The sequence below is a fragment of the Bacillus tequilensis genome (assembly GCF_012225885.1).
GTDB lineage: Bacteria > Bacillota > Bacilli > Bacillales > Bacillaceae > Bacillus > Bacillus tequilensis.
Window position 1 is genome coordinate 1,999,343 of sequence record NZ_CP048852.1, and the last position, 21,698, is coordinate 2,021,040.

At 43.3% G+C, this 21,698-nt stretch carries 13 protein-coding genes, 1 tRNA gene and 2 pseudogenes; 5 read left to right on the forward strand and 11 right to left on the reverse strand.

Features of this window, described 5'->3' with window-relative positions; translation table 11 throughout:
* Positions 1-2: 2 nt before the first annotated feature.
* From G4P54_RS10510 to G4P54_RS10525, 4 genes are all read right to left on the reverse strand, one after another.
* A complete protein-coding gene (locus tag G4P54_RS10510; protein ID WP_167872618.1) occupies positions 3-7,688 on the reverse strand; it encodes a non-ribosomal peptide synthetase in 7,686 nt (2,561 codons plus the stop codon).
* A gap of 373 nt (positions 7,689-8,061) precedes the next feature.
* A complete protein-coding gene (gene dacB / locus G4P54_RS10515; protein ID WP_167872619.1) occupies positions 8,062-9,537 on the reverse strand; it encodes a D-alanyl-D-alanine carboxypeptidase/D-alanyl-D-alanine endopeptidase in 1,476 nt (491 codons plus the stop codon).
* Positions 9,538-9,571: 34 nt separating this feature from the next.
* Positions 9,572-10,549 (reverse strand): aldose 1-epimerase, encoded by a 978-nt coding sequence (gene galM, locus G4P54_RS10520; protein ID WP_167872620.1) that lies wholly within the window; start codon positions 10,547-10,549, stop codon positions 9,572-9,574.
* A 135-nt stretch (positions 10,550-10,684) separates the two neighbouring features.
* On the reverse strand, positions 10,685-12,076 hold the full coding sequence (locus G4P54_RS10525; protein ID WP_167872621.1) for an MATE family efflux transporter: 1,392 nt from the start codon (positions 12,074-12,076) through the stop codon (positions 10,685-10,687).
* Between the two features lie 285 nt (positions 12,077-12,361).
* Between G4P54_RS10525 and iseA the strand changes: the two genes are divergently transcribed.
* From iseA to G4P54_RS10545, 4 genes are all read left to right on the forward strand, one after another.
* Positions 12,362-12,907, forward strand: coding sequence for a DL-endopeptidase inhibitor IseA (iseA, locus tag G4P54_RS10530; protein ID WP_167872622.1), 546 nt, complete (start codon positions 12,362-12,364; stop codon positions 12,905-12,907).
* A 551-nt stretch (positions 12,908-13,458) separates the two neighbouring features.
* The gene (locus tag G4P54_RS10535; RefSeq protein ID WP_167872623.1) at positions 13,459-15,318 is read left to right on the forward strand and encodes a ribonuclease YeeF family protein; all 1,860 of its coding nucleotides are present in this window, start codon (positions 13,459-13,461) and stop codon (positions 15,316-15,318) included.
* An 18-nt stretch (positions 15,319-15,336) separates the two neighbouring features.
* Positions 15,337-15,627, forward strand: a complete 291-nt coding sequence (locus G4P54_RS10540) for a contact-dependent growth inhibition system immunity protein (protein WP_167872624.1) — start codon at positions 15,337-15,339, stop codon at positions 15,625-15,627.
* Between the two features lie 3 nt (positions 15,628-15,630).
* Positions 15,631-15,930 carry a contact-dependent growth inhibition system immunity protein gene (locus G4P54_RS10545; protein ID WP_167872625.1) on the forward strand — a complete coding sequence of 100 codons (300 nt, stop codon included), beginning with the start codon at positions 15,631-15,633 and terminating at the stop codon, positions 15,928-15,930.
* A gap of 38 nt (positions 15,931-15,968) precedes the next feature.
* Here G4P54_RS10545 and G4P54_RS21640 read toward each other — a convergent pair whose 3' ends face one another.
* The 6 genes and pseudogenes from G4P54_RS21640 to G4P54_RS10580 form a co-directional block, all read right to left on the reverse strand.
* The gene (locus tag G4P54_RS21640) at positions 15,969-16,340 is read right to left on the reverse strand and encodes a peptidoglycan-binding protein (RefSeq protein WP_420809516.1); all 372 of its coding nucleotides are present in this window, start codon (positions 16,338-16,340) and stop codon (positions 15,969-15,971) included.
* Between the two features lie 38 nt (positions 16,341-16,378).
* Positions 16,379-16,837, reverse strand: a pseudogene (locus G4P54_RS21645) (peptidoglycan recognition protein family protein); the annotation flags it as partial.
* A gap of 277 nt (positions 16,838-17,114) precedes the next feature.
* A pseudogene (locus G4P54_RS21765) lies at positions 17,115-17,246 on the reverse strand (hypothetical protein); the annotation flags it as partial.
* A gap of 310 nt (positions 17,247-17,556) precedes the next feature.
* Positions 17,557-17,629 (reverse strand) — tRNA-Arg (locus tag G4P54_RS10570).
* 52 nt (positions 17,630-17,681) lie between these two features.
* Entirely contained in the window at positions 17,682-18,227 is a 546-nt protein-coding gene (locus G4P54_RS10575; protein ID WP_167872626.1) for a site-specific integrase, read from the reverse strand.
* A gap of 316 nt (positions 18,228-18,543) precedes the next feature.
* A complete protein-coding gene (locus G4P54_RS10580) occupies positions 18,544-18,774 on the reverse strand; it encodes an excisionase family DNA-binding protein (protein WP_024715467.1) in 231 nt (76 codons plus the stop codon).
* 184 nt (positions 18,775-18,958) lie between these two features.
* Between G4P54_RS10580 and ggt the strand changes: the two genes are divergently transcribed.
* The gene (gene ggt, locus G4P54_RS10585) at positions 18,959-20,722 is read left to right on the forward strand and encodes a gamma-glutamyltransferase (protein ID WP_167872627.1); all 1,764 of its coding nucleotides are present in this window, start codon (positions 18,959-18,961) and stop codon (positions 20,720-20,722) included.
* Between the two features lie 95 nt (positions 20,723-20,817).
* Here the strand turns inward: ggt and yofA are convergent, their stop codons facing one another.
* The gene (gene yofA / locus G4P54_RS10590) at positions 20,818-21,675 is read right to left on the reverse strand and encodes a LysR family transcriptional regulator YofA (RefSeq protein WP_024715465.1); all 858 of its coding nucleotides are present in this window, start codon (positions 21,673-21,675) and stop codon (positions 20,818-20,820) included.
* Between the last annotated feature and the right edge of the window lie 23 nt (positions 21,676-21,698).

The window sequence follows — 21,698 nt, forward strand, 5'->3', positions numbered from 1 at the left end:
AGTTAAAGATCTTTCACAAGATTTTCGATGCTAGATAATGCAGACAACGTTAATTCCTTATTGCTGAAATCACTCAGCGTTTTTTCGCGTATTTTTTTCTGCGAACAATGCTCTATCATATCGACAAGATGCCTGTGGAAACGATCCATAAAACACTCAATTGTATGTTTGCTGAATGCTTGGGTGTATACCGCCTTTACTTGAAGCCGTCCGTCTGTAATGAGAGCATTGATGTCCAGCTCATATTCTCGTTCTCTCTCATCCGCTATTTCGTAACGAGGCTGGTAATATGATAATTGAAACGTTTCAGACTCCTTCTCTTCGCTAAATTGGCCGAGATAATTAAAGCTGACCTCAGGCTCTTTATGCCGCAGTTCTCCTATCTGTGTTAACAAGCCGTAGCCAGTTCCTTTGTTCGGCACTCTTCTCAGCATATCTTTTGTCGTCTTAATTCGGTAAGCGAGCTGATCTTCGAAAGGCTCAGGAATACTCAGGTCCAGCAGAATAGGATAAATGGAAGTAAACCAGCCAACTGTCCGTGAAATATCAATATTTGGCACATGCTCTTCTCTTCCGTGTCCCTCAGTGCTGATTACGATTTGGTCATGCCCTGTCCATTCGGAAAGCGCCAATCCTAAAGCCGTAAGCAAAAGCTCGTTGGCATCAGTGCCGTAGGCTTTCTGGGTTTCAAACAGCAATTTTTTAGTCCAGTCCCCGGATAGTGTAAACATTGAGCTATCGCTGTTCAATTGCAGTCTGTCCGGCATATTCTCTGTGTCCTTAGGCAGAAAAGCAGTGTGAGCGTCCAAAATCGTTTGCCAATACGGTTTTTCTGCAAGCAATTGTTTGCTTTCAGCTATTTGTGCAAGACCACTGGCGTAGGATAAATAAGAATCGGTTTTTGGCGGTAATTGGATCTCTTGTTTTTCTAAAGCCTGCTGGTATGCTGCCGCTAAGTCCTCAAGCAGAATTCTCCAAGAAACGCCATCTATCACAAGATGGTGAAGCGCGATCAGAAGATGGTCCCCTTCTGCCGTTTGAAACAAACCAGCTTGCAGCAGAGGTCCTTTTTGTACATTCATTTTGCTTTGAATGACAGTTTCCTCAGCGGATAGCTTTTCATCAAGATAAGTTCTATCCAGCAATTCTTTTGTCCAGTCTTTGATATGAAGGCCGAACAGCTCATGATCCTTGTGATTCACTCTGCGATTATACTGAACGACATGGCCGTTTTGGTCTTGTTGAAAAACCATGCGAATTGCATCGTGATGCTCGGTTATTTTGCGAAGCGCTAAACGAAGCGCGTTAGCATTGAATCCTTTTTCACTGAAAAGCATGACGGACTGGTTATAATGATCGTGAAAAGCATGAGCCTGTCCGAAAAATCTTCGCTGAATCGGGGTAAGGTCAGCTTCACCTTCCGCAGGTGCCTGGCCCGCTTGAGATGTCAATGGTGTGAGATGACCGCTTAGTTCATGAATTGTTGGATAACGGAATAAGTCGCGTATTGTCATGCTCCAGCCTTCAGCGGCCAGCCGCGCTGCCACTTGTAATGCTTTAATTGAGTCTCCGCCAAGTGCAAAAAAGGAATCGTGAATGCCGACTCGTGACATACTCAGTACATCTTCCCATATATACGCCATCGTTTTTTGTATGTCGTTAACTGGTGCGGTATATGAGCGCGACAACACATCATTTGGAGCCGGCAAGGCATTTCTGTCCAGCTTTCCGTTCAGGGTCAGAGGCATATTTTCTAAAGGAATCAGATGCGCAGGAACCATATACGCTGGCAGTTCCTTTGTTAAAGCAGCACGGAGAGCATTCGTATTGACATCTGCAGGCACAATATATGCTGCCAAACTAGCATGTCCATTCTTATCATGCTGAACGGTAACAGCAGCTTCTCTTGCAAGCTCCGTTTGAAGCAGAACACTTTCAATTTCTTCTGTTTCAATTCTGTATCCATTTATTTTCACTTGGTAATCCATTCGGCCAAGAAGCCGGATCATTCCATTTGGAAGCAAGCAGGCTCTATCACCGGTTCTGTACAGTCTTTCTCCTGGGACAAATGGATTTTCTGTAAATTTTATTTGTGTTAAGTCAGGCTTATTATGATAGCCTTTCGCAACTCCTGCACCGCCGATGCACAGTTCGCCGGCAACGCCAATCGGCTGAATTTGATCAGTCTGGCTGAGTACGTACAAGCGTACATTTGGAAGCGGGCTGCCGATTGGTACGTTATCTCCCGTCCACTCTTCTCCCATACTTGTTTCATAAAAGCTCGAATCAATCGTTGCCTCTGTGACACCGTAGCTATTGATGATGCGCATGCTTTGGCCAAAGCGCTCCATTAATGTTTTGAAATCTTGAGCTTTCACCATGTCAGAACCGAGAACCAGTATGTTTAATTCAGGAAGCTTGAGCTGGTTACGGTATATATACTCCATCACCGGAATAATGAGAGCAGGTGTGGATTCCATCATCGTGATTCTCTTATCGCTCATGATTTTATAAATTTCAGCAGGTTCCAGCCGCTTTTCATCCGGGCAAACGATAAGAGTTCCGCTGTTGGTCAATGTTCTTGCCAAATCTCCTGAGAAGACATCGAATGAAAAGCTCGCGATTTGAAGCAGTCTGACAGGTTTCCTATCCAGCCCATAAATTTGACGCCATGCAAGAGCAGCATGAGTAAAGTTTCGATAGGTGACAATAACACCTTTAGGCGCGCCTGTAGTTCCTGACGTATAAATGATATATGCTGCATCGTCAGGAACAGGAGATAAGTTCAGGTTGCAGCCATTTTCTTCATACGAGGCTTCATCATCAAGGCAGATATTAGACATTTCAGATTCAGGTGAGTTTGGAATCAAATACTTCAATTCCTGCTGTAAAAGAAGAATATCTGCCCCGCTATCACGAAGAATGTATTCAATGCGAGCTTTTGGATAGTGTGAATCGATTGGGATATACACTCCGCCGGCTTTCATCACTGCCAGCACTCCAACAACTGCATCAATGGACCGCTTGGCTAAAACAGCCACTGTTGGTCTCTTCCCTTTTCTTCTTTGCAATGTCCGTGCCAGGCGATTGGCTTTTTCATTTAGAAGCCGATAGCTAATCTCTGTTTCGTCATCAATAACAGCTATATGTTCTGGTGTTTCTTCAGCTCTTGCTTCAAATATGCGATGGAATGCGACATCTTTTTGAGAAAATTCAACTTGAGTTTTGTTGAATTCAGTGAGTATTTTTTGTTTTTCTTTTTCACTAAGTATGTTTATTTGTGAAAGTCTTGTTTCAGGATTAGAAATGGCCGCATGCAGAAATTCGCTAAAATGAGCTGCCCAGCGTTTAATGGTAGATTTCAGAAATACTTCTGTACTGAATTCCAATTCGCAGCAAAGGGCACCATCTGTTTCCGTTGCTAGTAACGTGATATCGAATAAAGAAATGTGCTGTGCGAAATTGGCATGCCGGACTGTTACTTCTTCCAATTCTACGTCCTGTTTTTCCATATTTTGAAGGATAAACATCGCATCAAATACTGGATTCCGGCTCATATCCCGTGTTAGTTGAAGCTTATCGACAAGCTCTTCGAACGGATAATCCTGGTGCTCATAGGCTTCCAATGCAGTGTCGCGCACTTCCTGCAAATACTGCACAAACGGCTTCCCGCCCTCCGGGCGTGTCCGCAGCGCCAGCGTGTTCACGAACATGCCGAGTATCGGCTCCAGATCCTTGTGCGGACGGCCGGCAATTGGCGAGCCGACGATGATATCCTCCTGTCCGCTTAAGCGTGACAATAACGCTGTGTAGGCCGCAAGGAGCACCATGTACAGTGTGCTTCCGTTCTCCCGTGCCAGCTTGTGAAGCCTTGATGCTGCCTCTTGATCAAGCGTAAATGAGACCTTGTCACCCGCGAAGCTCCGCACCGGCGGTCGGGTATGATCAGCCGGGAGATCCAGCACCGGCAGCTCGCCCTCGAGCTGCTTCAGCCAGTGCGTCTCCTGCGTCTGGTATGCGTCTCCTTTTTTAAAACCTTCTTGCCATACGGCGTAGTCTTTATATTGAATGGGAAGCGCCGGAAGGGTCCGGTTGTTGTACAGCTCCCCGAATTCCCGAATCAGAATGTTGACGGAAACACCGTCTGATATGATGTGATGCATATCAACCAGCAGTAGGTGCCGTTCATCTGCTGCCTTTACGATTTGGGCACGGAACAGCGGCGCTTGGCTGAGATCAAACGGTTTGATAAACGCGGCTGCGGCTTCCTGTTCGGTTTGTTCGCCGAGGAATGCCGTCTGTAATGTAAACGGCACCTCGGCATGGATACGCTGCATCGGCTCGCCGCCTTCATCCTGTTCAAAGGAGGTCCGAAGCGATTCGTGGCGCTTGATCAGCTCTTTGAAAGCCCTGTCCAGCCTTTTGGGATCAAGCTTCCCTTCCAGTTCTAATACAGCCGGCATATTGTAGCCGGTCCCTCCGTCCTCCAGCTGCTGAAGGACATAGATCCGCTTTTGGGCAGAGGAAACCGGATAGGTCTCACGCTGTTCCGCCGGTTTCATCGCTTCATATGGACTGTCCGTTCCTTCACGGATAACAGAAGCCAAACCTTCTACCGTCGGATGGGCAAACACATCTTTCAGCGGCACCTGTACATCGAATTCTTTTGAGATTCGGGAGACAAGCGCCGTTGCTTTTAAGGAATGTCCTCCGCGGTCAAAGAAGTTGTCATGAATGCCGACAGGACCGTTTTTCAGGACGTCCTCCCATAACTGGGCAAGCTTGATCTCTGTCACATTTCTCGGCGCCGTGTATGTCTCCGCATCTGCAGCTCCGTCAGGAGCTGGCAGGGCGTTTCGGTCCAGCTTTCCGCTCGGCGTAACCGGCCACTGTTCCACCTCTATCAGATGGGCTGGGATCATGTAACCCGGCAGCTGTCTCTCAAGCTGCGCCCGCACTTCGTTTCTCCGGAGCCCTTCTATATAAGCGCATAATTCCGTCTCACCGCTGTCTGTCCGTACGGTCACGGCTGCCTCCTTTATGCCTTCTATGCTTCTAAGCGCCGCTTCAATTTCTCCGGGCTCAATCCGGTAGCCTCTGATTTTGGCTTGATCATCCAACCGGCCGATGAATTCAATGTTCCCGTCAGGGAGCCAGCGCGCCACATCCCCTGTTTTGTACATGTGTTCACCCGGATAAAACGGGTCCTCAAGAAAACGCTCTGCCGTTAATGCCGGCCGATTCAAATAACCTCTGGCAACACCCGCTCCGGCAATGTACAGTTCGCCAGCGACACCGGTAGGCTGTACGGCTAAATGCGGATCTAAAACATACAAACGCGCACCAGGTACGGGCTTCCCGATCGGAATCCGCAAGCGATCCGTGTCCCGCTCTGGGTCCAACATATAAAATGCCGCATCTACCGTTGCTTCTGTCGGCCCGTAGCCATGGATCAGCGATACATGCGGCAATACAGAAGCAAAACGGGCTGCCATATGGGGCGCAAGCGGTTCACCTCCGGCGAATACACGCTTCAGGTTTGTCCCGTTACTCAGCCTTTCGATTTCCGCTTGATCCAGAAAGCTGTTCAGCATAGCCGGAATAAAATGAACCGTTGTAATACGTTCCTGATGAATGGCTTTTACGATCAATGCCGGATCTTTCTCCCAGCCGGGCGGAAGCAGATACGCTGAAGCGCCGGAAAGCGACCACCAAAACAGCTGCCAGACAGATGCATCAAAGGAAAAAGAGGTTTTCACCATGACAATGTCATCTTCCTGAAGCGCAAACTGGTGCTGCATGCCGGTCAGAAAGGAAACAGCCTGGCGGTGCTCAACGGCCACTCCTTTCGGCTGCCCGGTAGAGCCCGATGTATAGATGACATAGGCGAGAGAACCGCTGTCAGCAGGAGTAAACACATGGTTTTCTGCTTTTTCGCCCGCAAGAGATGTCATGTCAATTTCAAGCGTTTCGCCAGAAAAGTTCGGTGCGGAGCATCCCCGCTGTGTCAGCAAGAGCGCTGCCCCGCTGTCTTTCAGCATGTAGCTCAGCCGCTCCTTTGGATATGCTGGGTCAAGCGGCAAATAGGCCCCGCCGGCCTTCAAGACAGCAAGGACAGCGATCAGCATGTCAGGTGACCGCTCAGACAGGACACCGACGATGCTTTCCTTCGTGACGCCGCGTGCCGCGAGGTGGGCGGCCAGCCGGCTGGCATACAGGTCAAGCTCAGCGTACGTCAGCAAACCGCCGGAAAATCGGATAGCCGGCCGCTCCGGTGTGACAGCTGCCTGTCGTTCAAACAGCCCATGCAGGGTTGGGACTTCAGGTGAAACTGCTACCGTCTTGTTAAACTCATACAACAATTTTTGTTTTTCTCTTACGTCAGTCATATCTAATTCTTTTATCAATTTGTGAGGATGTTGAAGGGCGTTTTCCAGTAACATAAGCAGATGGTGCTGTATTCGTTTAACATCCTCAAGAGAAAACAAAGTATTTTGATAGTCGAAATTTAATTGTATGGTTCCGGTGTCTATTCGTTCCTGTATCTGAACAGACAATTCGTTTGCGGTGTATCCACTAAAGTAAAGCGCCGTTTCATAATCAAAACCGTCAGCAGTGTGCCATTGGAACGGCTGATACTGCATAGATATACCAATAAGGTTGTGTAAATCTTTCTGTTCTTTTCTTAATTCATTCACCAGCAAATTATAAGGAAACCGTTGGTGACGCATAACGGAAAGCTGTTCCCTGCCTACTCTGCGGACAAAGGAAAGAAAATCCGAGTCAGGATCTACCGTTATTCTGATGGGAAGAGAACTGACGAACATCCCGAGCATTTCTTTTTCAGCCTTTGACCCTCTGTTGCCATAGTAGGTGCCAATGGCAAGATCTCTTTTAGATGTGATCCGGCTGATGCATATGTAAAATGAAGACATAAATAAGGAAATGATATTGATCTTTTGTTCTTCGCAAAAGATTCGAATCTTTTGCCCTAGATGAGGTGAAAGTGTGATGGTATCTCTGGATGCGGATGTGCTCTGTTTTTGTAAGGACGTCTGACCCGCTAACGAGTGATATTCCGGCGGCGGCTGAAAGGTTTGAGTCCAAAATAAACGGTCCTTTACAAAACGTGAAGATTGCAGATATTGACTCTCTTTTTCGATGTAGCTTAAGTAAGAAGGTTCAGGTTGATCGGGTAAAGGATCTTGCTTTTTCATTTTTTGATAAAGATCTATAATTTGATTTCCCAACACGTTTAAAGAGATGCCGTCCATTATAATATGATGGAATTTCGCAAACAGCCACACCTCATGAGTGTGGATTCTAAGGAGGTAAAATTGATAAAGAGGCGAGTTGAATAGTTTAAATGGGATTCTGGCCTGATCTTGTATCCACTGCTCTATTTCTACCATTTCAACATTTGAAAAATCTATTATTTCAAGTGAATGATATTGATAATCAGTAAGGTACAGTCGCGGTTCAGGCTCTTCTCCTTCCAGCAGATGAAACCTGATGGCGTCATTGCGGGAGATGGAATGATTCAGCGCTTTCTCTAGAGCCTCAAGATCAAGATTGCCTCTGAATTTCACACAGGCTGTGAGATTGCAAATGCTGGTGCCTGGATCCAGCAGTTCGGTAAACCACACTCTCCTTTGGGCATGGGTTAAAGAATAAGTATGTTCGCTCAACGGATTCCCTCCAGTTCTCATAATAAGAGGTTAAGAAAAAAGTAGAAAAATGACAATAAAAGAAATTATATGACTATATAATCCATATATGCACTATATTAACGGATATTTTTTAAAGTACAATAAAAAATATTAAATTATTATAACTTTTTTTTGAATATAGTATTATTTATTTAGTTTCAGTTTTGGTTTTTATCATTTTTTTGAACATAAAGTGATAAAAGCATCGTTTTCAGCAAGGTCTTACTTACTATTTTTTACTTACGCTAATTTGCTGATCAATGTCAACTTTCTATTTACTGGCAGATGAGACTGGATCGTTATTGCGGGCATAAAAAAACCTGTTTTCCATGCGAAAACAGGTCTGGCGCCATTATTGATTTGCCAAGATAACAGCGATTTGATCCTCAATATCTTTTCCGTCCTCGTCATCAATCAATCCGTTCAAAAGAATTGAGAAAACAAGTTTTTTTCCGCTCTTGGTTTCTGCGTACCCGGATAAAGAGCTGACCGTGCTTAGCGATCCTGTTTTAGCCCTTACCTTTCCTTGTGCAGGAGTGTCTTTCATGCGATTTCTCAGCGTTCCTCCTATCATTCGGTTATTATCGCCTGCAACAGGCAGGGAATTTAGATAAGTTGAGAACCACTTTTCATCTTGAATATCATATAACAGCTGTGAGATTTGATCCGAGGATACAGCATTGATATGAGAGACTCCTGATCCGTCTCTTAATACAAGTGATTTGGGATCTACACCAAATTCAGGTAGCGTATTGTTTAATACCTCGAGTCCCTTCTCCCAGCTCCCCTCTTCTTTTTTCACTTTCCCCATTTCTTTTACAAGCACTTCGGCATGTCCGTTATTGCTTAATTTCATAAACGGAACAAATAGTTTCGACAAAGGCATTGATCGATGAGAGATCAACACGTCTGAGGAATCAGGAGCTGTGCCTGTCTTGACGTTCCCTTTTACGGCAATCCCTTGTTTTTTTAGTGCCTGTTTGAATACATCCAAGGCATATCCGGCCGGCTCCCAGACAGCAACCCATTCCTTTGTTTTGCTTGCGTCAGCCGGTACGCTTCCTTCAATTGTGATCTTGTTTGTTCCATGCTCTCTTTCGATCGTGAGGTCTTTCTTTTGACCGGCTGCAATTGTTTCAGCACTGTTCTTAATCGTTACATAATCTGTCTGCGGAGATACAGAAACGACAGGCTTGTCCCCTGCTTTTTTACCCGGGGTGACCGCTACAATCACAGTTCCTGCATCGTAATCTTCATTTGGAGATGCGGTTAAAGCGGAGACTTGCGCGCCGTAATACGTGGATTCATCACTCCACGGCATATCAGATGATAATCGGATGTCATCATACCACGTATCATCACCGATCAGGCTGCCTTTAATCACGTTCACGCCAGCCTGTTTTAATTTCTCAGCCATTTTTTCAAAATCAGACGGTAAAAGTGTAGGATCTCCTTTCCCTTTCAAATAAAGGTTTCCGTTCAGCTTTTTCCCTTTGAGTGCGCCGTCCGTCCGGATCTCGGTTGTAAAGGGATAGTCCTCGCCAAGGACAGAAAGTGCCGCGGCCGCTGTCAAAAGTTTCAGAGAAGAGGCGGGTCTCATTCGCATGTCTCCTGAATGCTCATATAGAACAGTTCCTGTATCCGCTGAGCGAACAGTGATGCCGGCCATTGCGCCGACGAGTGCAGGATGCTCAGCCAAAACCTTATCGATCTGCCCGGCAAGTGCATCTTGTGTTTCGACCGCTTGCGCAGCCTGATGCATATACGGTACCGAAGCTACGACGAAAAGCAGCAAAACAGCAACATAAAGCTTTATGCTTTTTTTCATTTATTTACCCCGCCTCTCTGCGTCCCATCATTGGCTATTGGTGATTCAGTTCAATGGTGATACTGCTTTTGGCAGTCGTTTTTTCTCCAGGCTCCAGCACTTGTAAACCAGTGAGTGATGAAGGTAAATCAAGGTTCACAGCGTTTGTCACCCATGTATAAGGTTCAGGGCATAAATACTCCTGTTTTCCGTCCGCATTGTATACAACCCAATGTTTAAATTGTTCGTCGGCCTTATAACTAATGCTTATATGTGCATGCTGATGATAAATGACTGCCTGATTTTCTCCACCTCTTTTCTGATAAGCAGATAAAAAGACATCATCCAGCTGCTTATGGCGTACATCCATCCCTTCATGCAATGCTTCTTTATTTTTCACATCCATCAGCTTCCCGGTCGGGAGCAGGCGTTCATCCAACTCCCATTGCTGATCCGCTGTCAGGGAGAATAACGAGCTTTCTGCTGGATACACAAATGTAGTATGATAGCCGATTCCCCAAGGAAACGCTTCCTTTCCTTTATTCATGACCGTTGCATATTTAAATAGAGTATTTCCCTTTAGCGTGTATGTCATCCGAACGACGGCATGATGCGGAAATTGCTTATACACATGGGGAAGCTCTGAAAGATCAATTTCCGTTTCAACGATGACGTCTTCGTCTGTTTGCCTCATCGTCACAACGTCCCACTTTTCATGATAAAGGAAGCCGTGAAGATGGTTGTGTTTATCCTTTTCGTTGATATCAAAATGATAGGTTCTGCCCTGGAAACTGAATGTACCGTCACTTATCCGGTTAGGCGGAAACAGGATTGGAATGCCATACAATGTTGGTGTGTCATGAAAGCTTTCTGCTGTTTCCGGTTCCCGCAAAAGCTGGATCTTTGTTGCTTTGTCCACGAGAGAAATGACGTTGCTCCCCCACTCGGGGACAACAATCATTTCTAGATGTTCATTGCCTGCTTTGATTGCCGGTATTCCCAAATACGTGATGTTTTCAATAAAGTTTGCCATGTGTACTCAACCTCTCCTTGATTCATTGCTTGTATAAGAATTCAATGTGCTGTGCCACATTTCCTCCATTTTAGGTTTCCCCCCTATCAAATAAAAAAACACCGTTCAAACTCAAGAACGGTGTCATTCGGGAGGCTATTGGATGAGACGTGTAATTTGTTTCTTTTTCCATACGAATTGATAATACCCATAAATCAACAGCAAGCTGACGGCAAACGCAGCCGGATACCCAACCCAGACGCCGAGTATTTCAAGCTTTGTATAGTGGGAAAGGACATACGCGACAGGCACCTCTACTCCCCAGATGGCGAAAATACTGATAACGGTCGGCCATAAAACCGTTCCGCTTGCCCGCATCGTTGCAGAAATAATTTGGGCATTTCCAAATAGCAAATAGCTCCACAATGTAATCATCAAGAGACGGTGTGCAATGTAAAGCGTCTCTTGTTCGGTTAAAAATAACGCTAAAATCTGATGTGAAAAAGCATAGATCAAAATGATCAGCACGCCGCCAATGATATAATTCAGCCAAATCCCCACACGAATGACCTGCTTTAAGCGGTCAACCTCGTTCGCGCCGATCGATTGCGCAGCAAAAATTGAAACTGCAATACCAAGGCTCACGGCTGGCATCTGTACATAGCTGGCCACCTGGTTGACCACTCCGTATGCAGCTGTTGCATTAGATCCGTAATGATTGACGAATGAAATAACCGCTATCTCTGATAATGAGACAAGAATCATATTGATGCTTGCTGGAATCCCAAGACGCAGCAGGAGAGCCAGCAGTTCCTTATCCATTTTCAAATAACGGCGCACTGTTTTATCAAATTGCAGCGGATGATTTCGTTTTCGCAAATACACCAATAACACGAGAAAAGTTGCAATCGTGGAAATGACAGTTGCATATGCGGAGCCGTATATGCCAAGTTTCGGAAAACCGAACATACCAAGGATTAAGACAGGCAAAAGCGCTATGTTAATGACCGTGCTCACAATCAGCGTATAAAACGGTGTCTTAGAATCCCCTGTTCCGCGCAAAAAGGTTGTATATGCAAAATATAAAAACATAAACGGCATAGCATAAAACAAAATACGTGCATAGCTGGCGCTGATATGAATGACATTTTCAGGAGTACCCATTAAACGAAGAATATCAAAGGTGAAAATACTGCCGATGACGGCTAACACAACTCCTAATAAAAACGTAAACGTGAGCGTCGTTCCGACAACAGCCTTTAATCGCTCTTCGTTCTTCGCCCCGTAGGCTTGTCCAATCAGGATCGAACTTCCTGAACCGATACCTATCGTAAATGAGATTAAAAGAAAAAATAACGGGAAAAAGGATGATACCGCTGCAACCGCATCAACACCCAGCCATCTGCCTACAGCCATCATTCCTACTAACTGGCCCACTGATTGCAGCACATTGCTTAGCAGAAGCGGCACTAAAAAGAGTGACATAGACCGCCAGACAGATGGATTGCTTTTCTTCTGGTTTACAAGTTGTTCTTGTGGTGTTTCCATAGTGAAGGCTCCTTTATTTGAATTCGATTGTAAAACATGCTCCTATTCTTTTGACAATAACAGGATATGTAACATGTTATTATTCATCACTTTCCATATGAAACCCTTCCCGATTCTACTCATTTTACACATCTTTTTGGCTTATAAAGAATAAACTAGAAAGTAACAGCCTATTTCTTTGTAAATAAAAGAAAAAAATAATTTATGCAAAAGTGTTGTAATCTTACCGTAATTATTGTAACATTTGTAACATAAGAGAAAGAGATTTTGAAGGAGTGAACCACAATGAAAAAATATTTTCTATTTCTAACAACGATTGCACTTATTCTGTCATTAAGCACAAATGCATTTGCGAAAAATACATCAGGCGATTTATCACAAAAACAAGCACTACAGCTGGCATTATCCGCAAGAGAGCACTTTTGGAACACAATGAGCGGCCACAATCCAAAGGTAAAAAAAGCAGTTTGCCCATCAGGAACATTCGAGTATCAAAATCTTCAATATGTGTACATGTGCAGTGATCTAGGCACGAAAGCAAAAGCGGTGAATTACTTAACACCTATTTTTACAAAAACAGCAATCGAAAAAGGCTTTAAAGATTATCATTTCACTGTTTCAAAAGGAAAACTTGCAGTTCCGATCGGCGACGGAGATAACCTATTGAATTGGAAAAAATCAACTGCTAAACTCATCTCTAAAAAAGGCGGCACAATCACATACGAATTTACCATTCCTACTTTAGACGGATCACCTGCTGCAAAACGGAAAGTGACTTTTGTAAAAGAAAACAAAAAATGGAAAGTCAATCAATTTGACGCAGTTATATGAAAAAAACGCCCTGCGTATGAAGTGCACCCCAAATATAAGACATAGTCTTGTAGTTGGAGGTGCTTTTTCTTTTAGCATAAAGAAAGACAACAGGCGAAAAGTCCGTTGTCTATTCCCCTATTTATTGTGCAATTTGTTTACCTTTTCCCCCTTCAAACCTTTTGGGTATAATAATATATCAGATACACAATCAGAAAGACTAATACAGCTACGGCAACATAGTATAACGGCACCGCCAAGAAAGGAGCAAAATTCGCTACGACCATCAGTATAATGATGGCTATTCCATATAAACTTATAAAGCGTAGTAATGCCATATTATCTCCCCTTTCTGTTTTCATCATTTTAACAAAAAAAGTAAGTTGCTAAAGAGCTATTTTGTTATGCGATATCCATGCATTGACTGCCTAAACGTTCTTCAATTAATTCATATAGGTAAAATGACACGGATCAAATTAATCGTTTCTCAATTTTGAATCACATCCCCGTCTATTTCTTCATTTTCCCATGGTAAAATCTTGTTGGAGCTATTCAAACGAAAGGATATGATCATGAAAGTATTTGAAGCCAAATCACTGCTTTCAGAAGCAGATAGACGCGCAAAGGAATACAAAGAATTAAGAAGTCAAATGGTCAATCTAAAAAAGGCTTTTAAAGCTGTAGCTGATTTAGATGACAGTGAGTTTTCCGGCAAAGGCGCAGACAATATCAAAGCATTTTATCAAGACCACGCAGGTGTAGCTGACAATTGGATTGACTTACTTGATATGAAAATTGCTTTCTTGACGAGCATTTCAGGCACTTTAGAGGACGCCAGCTTATCTGATGCATATATAGAAGAATCCTTCTTAGAACATGAGCTGGCTAATGCTTACACAAAATCAAAATCGATTATGTCTGAACAAAAGAAAGCGATGAAAGATATCTTACATGATATCGACGACATTCTTCCGCTTGATTTGTTCTCGACAGAAACCTTCAAAGACGAACTCGCCGATGCGGAGAACCAACGCAAAAAAGCAGTCAATAAAGTAGACAGCGTAGACGAAGCGCTTGTTTCTGAATATGCTCAGTCAGAGCCAAACGAGCAATTCATCAAGAAGGACTTTCAAAAGCTTGAGGAATCCACAGGCAAAGGCAAAAATGCTACGCCCATTCATTACAACGCCAAGGCGTACCGCGAAAGTGATATACATAAGAAAAAAGGCGATATTGAGAAACAAACTGAAGCCTATTTGAAGATCAAAAAAGATGAAGCGAAACAACGAGAAATCAAAGATTTAAAGAAGAAGCTAGTAGACGGTGTGACGGATCCGGATGAATACTTAAAAATTGCCAAGAAGGTCGGCTATGAGAATCTTACCCCTGAACAGCTTGAATTTGTTTCATTTCTTGAACAGCGTAAATCCTTCATGGATAACGGAAAAGAAGTGTTGCGAATCATAGGTGATGGCGCCAAGGGTGCGATTGTTGGTATATACGATCTTGCCAAGGATACCGGTGAAGGAGCCATTCAATTTGGATGGAATATCGGTTGGACGATTGATAACTTAAACAAGGATCCTCAAAAAGTGCTGGATACCGTTTTGGAATACGACTATCAAGCTGCCTTTCAAAGTATGGTTGACACATTGAAGGATAATTGGGATACAAAAATGATTCACGGGGATGCATACACACGGCTGCACTATGTTACTTATTTGGGCGGAAGTCTTCTGTTGTTAAAAGGTGGAAAGTCCTCTGTCTCAACAGGCTCGAAAGATCTTGCTAAAGTTGGGAAAGCAACTAGTGGCACAATTAAACAAGGCGGAAAATCTGTAAAACAGTTTGTCAAATCTCCTGTCAATCGGTATACTCCTGCATTAGAAGGAATCCTTCAGGATGCTGAGAAAACCATTAACGTGAAAAATACTCCGCTGCTAAAAAGCATTGCGGAAGATAAAAAAGAGAGTGTTCTCAGAAGAACTGAAACGTCTAACAACACGGGTATAGGTAATGCCAAACAAGGTGATAGTACCCCTCTCGCACCTGGCGGCGGATTAGCTGCTCATGAAGCAAAAGGCGGGCATCTTATAGAAAAACATGTTGGGAAGACTGATGGCGAATTATTTCAACGTTTAATAAAAGATACAAAAATCTCTGGGTCTTCTTCATTTAAAGATAGAGCTACTGCAGAAAAAGTCGCCAGTTCAGTTCTAAGTGATCCAAAAAACATTAGTAAAATAAAAAAATGGCTCTCTAATCCTACAAGTAGACCTACTCTTCCTTTAAGATACAAAGGTGATGGAGAAGTTCTCGGCAGAAGGGTAGAAAAAGGTTCAAATGTTGCTAAGGATGTTACCAACGCTACAATAGTATTGAAAAAGAGTAAAAATGGGGAGTTTATTTTAACTGGCTATCCTACAAAATAAAAGGAGTTCTGAATAACAATGTACGAGAATTATGATACTCTGGAAGAATTAAGTGATTTTTTAGAAGGAACATTTCACCAGGACATGGGTTCACCAGAACAAGCTCTGAAAGAATTTATAGATGAATCAAGTAAAGAATGCTTAGTTTTCACAATAAAATTTTGTGAAGAGTTTTTAAATGAAAACATATCTGATCAAGAGAAAGAAAGTTTTATAAAATCATATACGGAGATATATTTTCCGGCAATCGATTTAACTCCTTTACAATGGTTGAAAAAAGTAATTATAGAAATAAAAGAGGCTATATAAGTAATGATTGAAATTAAAGTTTCTGATCCTGTATTTAGATTTCTCGGCGGACATTTCCACCAAGATATAGAATCTCCTGAAGATGCTCTTAATGAATATCTAAATGAAACAGCACAAAAACTAAAAGAAAGAGATTTAATAGCACTAACTGAGTTTGTAAATAGTGATTATTCTGGAGCAGATAAGAATGAATTTATAGAAGAAGCAGCTGATGGTATATACTTTCTTGAAGATGATATAACTCCATTAGAATGGCTTAAGCAAGTTATTGAACAAATTAAAGAACACCTTAAAACAATATAGTTAGAAAAGGAGCCCTCTTTTAAGAAGGGCTTCTTCTATTATTTCAAGAACTCTTCAAGTTTCACTTTAGTCTTAGGCCCATAAATGCCGTCAGCAGACAGACCATTTACTGACTGAAACCGTTTGACCGTGTTTGCTGTTTTCGGTCCATACACGCCATCAATGCCGTTATTCTTCGCCCCTTTGTCCGGGTAGAAATAAAGAGCCGCCAGGGCTTTTTGTATCCGCTCTACATCATCTCCTTTTCGCATAGGGCTTGTTACTCTAATGACACCAGAAGGCAGCGTATATGACGTTTGTTTGCTACTTGGTTTAGGGCTCGAAGTGCTTGAGCCGGTGAGCTTTAACTTTTGGCCAACTGTGATTTTATTCGGGTCCTTAATGTTATTCCAGCTCTGAAGGTTTGCCACACTTACCCCATGCTCTTTTGCAATTGCGGAAAGAGTATCGTCTTTTTTGACTGTGTAAGTGCCCCAGAAGATTTAGGTGCAGATGTTGAAGTTGTTTTCCCGCCCAGAGCCTTCAATTCTTTTTCAATGGCCGCCTTAACCTCATCCCATCTTCCCTCTGACAAAATACGATGCGGGCAATACTTGCCGTTCCAGTCATGATGCTTGCGCACACGATCAATAGCCCAGCCGCGCTCTTTGAGCAGCTGCGCCACAAACTTGATTGCCAGCTTTTCTGCTGCCTTGTATTTAGGGCCTCCAGACTTGCTGTAGCAGATTTCAACCCCGATAGATTTACGGTTTCCGGTGCCGTTTGTGCCGTCTCCCATATGGATGCCCTGCCGCACCTCTTTGTCATCGACTGCAAAGTGAAAGCTTGTCGAGCTTGTATTCCCGATCATATAGCTGATCTCCTTAGCAGCTGATGCATCGTTTGCTGTGTTGTGGATGGTGATATAAAAAAGAACGGTTCCAAATGTCAGGACGCCGTTCAGATTGAGAATTGTATCTATGATGTTTGCTACGATGATTTTCGTACATAACCGAAGCAAGCGCTCCGGCTCCGCTGCTTTTTGAATGTTTCCAAGTCTTAATTACACCTGTTATTACGTCAAGGTGCTGAGAATCAGCAGTAATCGAGGTACTTTACACCACCAAACAGATCAACTCTCGCTAAATCCAATGTTTCAAAATTAATAAACACAGTAGTATCCGCCATTTCTTGTTATCACCTCCTTAGAGGCAAAATAAAAACACCTCTGGGGTGTCGATCAATTTGCGGCGCTGCCTAAATCCACACTGACAGGCTGTTTTGTCCGGATTGGTCAAGCCGGTTATTAGTTTGTATTCATCTTCTGTAATTCTTCCCCACTCAACAAAACGGGCTACATTTGCTTTATTACTGTAATGCGGAGGCCTCCATCACATGCGAAGATAGATACCCTCCCTTGATTATTATCAACATGTCATTAAAGAGCTCTGTGAAGAAGATACACTTATTTGAAAAAATGCCGACTACGGCAAAATCGAGCAATGTGCAAAAAGAAATAAATTCACATCGTTTGCCACCGTATTCTCGTTCAATTGAAAAACTCCTAGAAACAGCAAAAACCCTTGTTTTACAAGGGTTTTAAAGCTTTATAGATGTGATGAATCTGAACCCATCTCATTTAAAAAACGCTCTAGGAGAGATTCGAACTCCCGACCTGCAGTTTAGGAAACTGCTGCACTATCCGCTGTGCTACTAGAGCTTTTTGTATTTATATAGTAGCTCTGATGATCGATATTTTCAAGGGATTTGTATTAGAGCCCTCCAAAAACCTTATAAGCGGCTCTTGTCGTATCTTCATCAATACCGATATACCGCATTGTAATCGAGGGTGATGAATGATTCAGTATTCTCTGCAGCTCGGCGATATCTTTTGTCCGCTGATAAAAATGGTAGCCGAACGTTTTCCGGAGCGTGTGCGTACCTATCTCCTCAAGACCGCACACCGCCGCGGCCTCTCTTAAAATCCTGTAGGCCTGAATGCGGGAAATCGGCTTCCTAGTCCGGACAGACTTAAATAGATATTCGTTTTCTTTCATGTCTTTCGTATACTCGTATATTTCCTGCTTCAGCGATTCTAAAATCAGAATCTTCCTCTTCTTTTTCGTTTTGCTTTCCGTTGCCCATAAATGATCTTTATTTTTCACATCCTTCACTTGCAGCGGCAAAATATCAGAGATGCGGAGCGCGCTGTTGATGCCGAAAATAAAAAGAAAGTAGTCCCGCTTGTTTTTGTTTAGCAAATATTGTTTTACTTGTTGGATTTTTTCTAAACTGCGAATCGGCTGTACAATATGCATCAAAAAACTCCTTAAAAAACCGTTATGTAACGTTTTGAGGTCTATGTTACTATTATAGCTGAAAAACGTTGAAAGTCAAAGTGTCGCGGCATTTATGTAACATAATATACATAGTGTTACATAAGGAGGGTAAATTGCTTTCTAACCCCCTCTTCCTCTTAAATGGCTTTTAAAGATACTTATAAAGCTTTTAATCTATTTGATACATATCCCCTTAGTTATCATCGAAAAGCCTCTTAGAACAAAATCTGACGCCTTGTTTTTTTCACTGTCTTCAAAAAGTTATACAAAAAAAGACACAATTTGAAATTGTGTCCTAATCCTCATCCTTTACATCAATGTCTTCCGGAATCGGTTCATTTAAGATTTCCTGCACGAGCGCTTTGTAATTCTCCAGCTGTTCGAGATGCGTTTTGAACTGCTCCTTAAAAATCAAAAATTGCTCACCGTCATGAACGGCTCTGATTTTCCCTTCAAGCACCAAGCTTTTTATATAATCCTCTGATAGATTTGTATATTCTGCTGTTTCTTTAATCGTTAAATACATATAGCAGTCCTTTCCTCATCTGTATGCTGATTCTAATATAGCACATCGCATATCACATTATAATCAATTTTGCACAGAAAAACGAGTGAATATTCTGTATAATATACCATTTGTCACTTGTGAAAACGCTGTAATTTTCTTACGCTAAGATTGTAACAGAATAGCTTCATATAGGAGGGAGAATATGAAAAGAACGGTGAACGTCTGTTTAACAGCTCTGCTTTGTGTCCTGTTAGTCGCTGGAAGTGTCCCTTTTCATGCGGAAGCGAAAAAGCCGCCCAAAAGCTATGACGAGTACAAACAAGTAGACGTTGGAAAAGATGGCATGGTTGCCACTGCACATCCTCTCGCTTCAGAAGTCGGTGCTGATGTGTTGAAAAAAGGAGGAAATGCCATTGACGCGGCGGTTGCCATTCAATTTGCCCTCAATGTCACAGAGCCGATGATGTCAGGCATTGGCGGCGGCGGCTTTATGATGGTGTATGATGGAAAAACAAAGGATACAACCATCATAGACAGCCGTGAACGTGCTCCAGCAGGCGCAGCTCCTGACATGTTTCTTGATGAAGACGGCAAAGCGATTCCTTTCTCTGAACGTGTGACAAAAGGTACTGCCGTCGGTGTTCCAGGTACGCTGAAAGGGCTGGAAGAAGCCTTGGATAAATGGGGAACAAGATCAATGAAGCAATTAATCACCCCTTCTATTCAACTCGCTGAAAAAGGATTTCCGATTGATTCAGTGTTGGCGGATGCCATTTCTGATTATCAGGAAAAGCTGTCACGGACTGCCGCAAGGGATGTATTTTTGCCAAATGGCAAGCCGCTTAAAGAAGGCGATACACTGGTTCAGAAGGATTTGGCAAAAACATTTAAGCTCATTCGTTCAAAAGGCACTAACGCTTTTTATAAAGGAAAATTCGCCAAAGCGCTTTCTGACACCGTGCAGGATTTCGGCGGATCAATGACAAAAAAAGATTTAGAAAATTATGATATTACGATCGATGAACCGATTTGGGGAGACTATCAAGGCTATCGAATCGCCACTCCTCCTCCTCCAAGCTCTGGCGGTATTTTTTTATTGCAAATGCTGAAAATTCTTGATGATTTTAACCTTTCACAATACGACGCCCGCTCTTGGGAAAAATATCAGCTGCTTGCGGAAACGATGCATTTGTCATATGCCGACCGTGCGTCTTACGCTGGTGATCCCGAATTTGTAAACGTTCCTCTCAAAGGCCTGCTTCATCCCGATTATATTAAAGAACGCCAGCAATTAATCAGCCTGGATCAAGTCAATAAAAAGCCGAAAGCCGGCGACCCTTGGAAATACCAAGAAGGATCGGCAAACTATAAGCAAGTCGAACAGCCTGAAGACAAAGTAGAAGGCCAAACAACCCACTTCACAGTTGCCGACCGCTGGGGAAATGTTGTTTCCTATACGACGACAATTGAACAGCTATTCGGAACCGGTATTATGGTCCCTGATTACGGCGTCATTTTAAATAATGAATTAACGGATTTTGATGCGGTTCCAGGCGGTGCCAACGAAGTACAGCCGAACAAGCGGCCTTTGAGCAGCATGACCCCGACGATTTTATTTAAGGATGACAAGCCTGTTCTCACCGTCGGATCTCCGGGCGGGGCCACCATTATTTCATCTGTTTTGCAAACCATTCTCTATCACATCGAATACGGCATGGAGTTAAAAGCAGCAGTCGAAGAGCCGAGAATTTACACAAACAGCATGAGCTCCTACCGCTACGAAGATGGAGTTCCTGAAGATGTCCTCAGCAAACTAAACGGCATGGGACATAAATTCGGCAAAAGCCCAGTTGATATCGGCAACGTGCAAAGCATCTCTATCGACCATGAAAACGGCACTTTTAAAGGCGTAGCTGATTCAAGCAGAAACGGCGCGGCGATCGGTATTAATTTAAAACGGAAATAAAATGAAGAAAACTGTACTCGGTTCAAATGAGTACAGTTTTTTGTATACAGACCTTTACACCTGTCTCATACCTGATAATTGCAGCGCAACAGGCTTCATCCCTTCATTTCGTCTACCTCATCTATATATCTCTGAAACGCATTCGTAATAAAAAAGTCTTTCCTGTATATAAATACAATCTCTACATCTCGATACGCTGCAGGCAGCTGATGAATCCATATATTCATACGATGTTCGGAACAGTCGATAGCGGACTTTGGGAGCAGCGCTGTTCCTAAACCGGCGGAAACTCCTCTTATAATAGCTTCCAATGTCCCAAACTCTATGATTTTTTGATTTTGAATGCCTGCTTCCTCCAGTAACCTTTTGACTCTGGCACGATGAGAACAGCCAGCTCCAAAAAAGAGCATCGGCTGCCGAAGCATGTCTTCTGCCGTTCCTTCCTGTGAGGAAATCAAAACCAATTCATCACGGGAAACAGGGATTTGGCTGATATCCGTGTGCTCAACCGGTCCGTATACAAAAGCACCATCAACCTTATGATCTAGAACCTGTTGCATCAAATTGTGTGTATCAGCTGTGTTCACTGATAAATCAACTTCAGGAAAACGTCTGAGGAAGGAGGCCGCATGCTCAGGCAGATGCGTTACCGCCGTTGTTTCCAGCGATCCGATCCGCAACAGCCCTTTCGGCTGCTGGCTCATCTGTGCCGATTTTTCAGCTTCGTCTAACAGCGCTAGTACTTGATCAGCATATTCTAGTAGATTTTCTCCGGCAGCGGTCAGCTTCATCCCGCGATTCGTCCGATGAAAAAGCCTGATGTTCAAATCTTCCTCAAGGTTATGTATTCTGGCTGTCACATTCGATTGAACATAATTCAGCATTTCCGCTGCTTTCGTTATGCTTCCTTCACGGGCCACAGCCCGAAAAATCTTTAAATCTCCGCTTTCCATAGGCTCTCACCTTCTTGCTATGA

Excerpts from the sequence above, each read along its gene's own strand:
- dacB (WP_167872619.1), bottom strand. The coding sequence starts at position 9,537 with ATGAAAAAAAGCATAAAGCTTTATGTTGCTGTTTTGCTGCTTTTCGTC.
- galM (WP_167872620.1), bottom strand. The coding sequence starts at position 10,549 with ATGGCAAACTTTATTGAAAACATCACGTATTTGGGAATACCGGCAATC.
- G4P54_RS10525 (WP_167872621.1), bottom strand. The coding sequence starts at position 12,076 with ATGGAAACACCACAAGAACAACTTGTAAACCAGAAGAAAAGCAATCCA.
- iseA (WP_167872622.1), top strand. The coding sequence starts at position 12,362 with ATGAAAAAATATTTTCTATTTCTAACAACGATTGCACTTATTCTGTCA.
- G4P54_RS10535 (WP_167872623.1), top strand. The coding sequence starts at position 13,459 with ATGAAAGTATTTGAAGCCAAATCACTGCTTTCAGAAGCAGATAGACGC.
- G4P54_RS10540 (WP_167872624.1), top strand. The coding sequence starts at position 15,337 with ATGTACGAGAATTATGATACTCTGGAAGAATTAAGTGATTTTTTAGAA.
- G4P54_RS10545 (WP_167872625.1), top strand. The coding sequence starts at position 15,631 with ATGATTGAAATTAAAGTTTCTGATCCTGTATTTAGATTTCTCGGCGGA.
- G4P54_RS10575 (WP_167872626.1), bottom strand. The coding sequence starts at position 18,227 with ATGCATATTGTACAGCCGATTCGCAGTTTAGAAAAAATCCAACAAGTA.
- G4P54_RS10580 (WP_024715467.1), bottom strand. The coding sequence starts at position 18,774 with ATGTATTTAACGATTAAAGAAACAGCAGAATATACAAATCTATCAGAG.
- ggt (WP_167872627.1), top strand. The coding sequence starts at position 18,959 with ATGAAAAGAACGGTGAACGTCTGTTTAACAGCTCTGCTTTGTGTCCTG.
- yofA (WP_024715465.1), bottom strand. The coding sequence starts at position 21,675 with ATGGAAAGCGGAGATTTAAAGATTTTTCGGGCTGTGGCCCGTGAAGGA.